This is a genomic window from Nocardia sp. NPDC058058, assembly GCF_042885355.1.
Taxonomy (GTDB): domain Bacteria; phylum Actinomycetota; class Actinomycetes; order Mycobacteriales; family Mycobacteriaceae; genus Nocardia.
Genome location: NZ_JBHVSA010000041.1, coordinates 1 through 1140, shown reverse-complemented (window position 1 = coordinate 1140; position 1140 = coordinate 1). Strand labels below are relative to the sequence as shown.

At 72.2% G+C, this 1140-nt stretch carries 1 protein-coding gene; it reads left to right on the top strand.

Annotated elements, in window-relative coordinates:
* On the top strand, window positions 1-1140 hold a 1140-nt coding region (locus tag ACFVUS_RS44020), incomplete at both ends, for an NADH-quinone oxidoreductase subunit N (protein WP_387781552.1).

The following is a 1140-nucleotide window of genomic DNA, read 5'->3' as shown; positions in this document are numbered from 1 at the left end:
GGACCGCACCACCTTCTGCCTGACCGGCGACCCCGACGCCTGCAGTTACACCGCCGACCACTTCACGCTGGTCATCCAGTTCCTGGTGCTGGCCGGCGCGCTCGTCACCGCCCTGCTGTCGGTGACCGCCGTCCGCGACGCGCGGATGCCGGCCGGCGAGTACTGGTTCCTGCTGCTCTCCTCGGCGGCCGGCGCGGCCCTGCTGCCCGCCTCGCGCGACCTCGCCACCCTGATCGTCGCCCTCGAAGTCGCCTCGCTGCCCGCCTTCGCCCTCGTCGGCATGCGCCGCGGCGACCGGCTCTCCTCCGAAGCCGCCCTGAAGTTCTTCCTGTCCTCCGTCACCGCCACCGCCGTGTCGCTGATGGGCGTCAGCTTCGTCTACGCCGCCACCGGCTCCCTGCACCTCACCCAGGTCGCCGACCGCCTCGAACACGTCCCCGGACAGCTCGACACCCTCGCCATGGCGGGCGTCGCGCTCACCCTCGTCGGCTTCGCCTTCAAGACCGCGGCCGTCCCCTTCCACTTCTGGGTCCCGGACACCTACGTCGGCGCGCCCCTGCCCATCGCCGGCTACCTGTCCGTGGTCGGCAAGGCCGTCGGCTTCACCGGCCTCATCCTCGTCACGGTGATCGCCTTCCCGGCGTACTCCGATATCTGGGGCCCGGCCCTCGCCGTCCTCGCCGCGCTCACCATGACGCTCGGCAACGCTGCCGCCCTGCGCCAGTCCGCGGACCGCGTGAACGGCGCCGTCCGGCTGCTCGCCTGGTCCTCGGTCGGCCAGGCCGGCTACCTGCTGGTCCCGATCGCGGCCGCCGCGTACTCCGACCGCGACCAGATCGGCTCCACCGTCGCCTACGCGCTGATGTACGCCGCCGTGAACCTCGGCGCCTTCGCCGTGGCCGCGCTGGTCGCCCGTACGAAGCCGCTCCAGCGCCTCGCCGACTACCGGGGCCTGTACGCGCGGCGCCCGCTCGCCGCCCTCTCGCTGGCCTTCTTCCTGCTCTGCCTGGCCGGACTGCCGCCGGGCATCATCGGGCTCTTCGCCAAGGTCACCGTCTTCCAGTCCGCCGTAGACGCGGGCCTGGGCTGGCTGGCCGTGGTGATGGCGGTCAACGTCGTGATCGCCCTGTACTACTACTG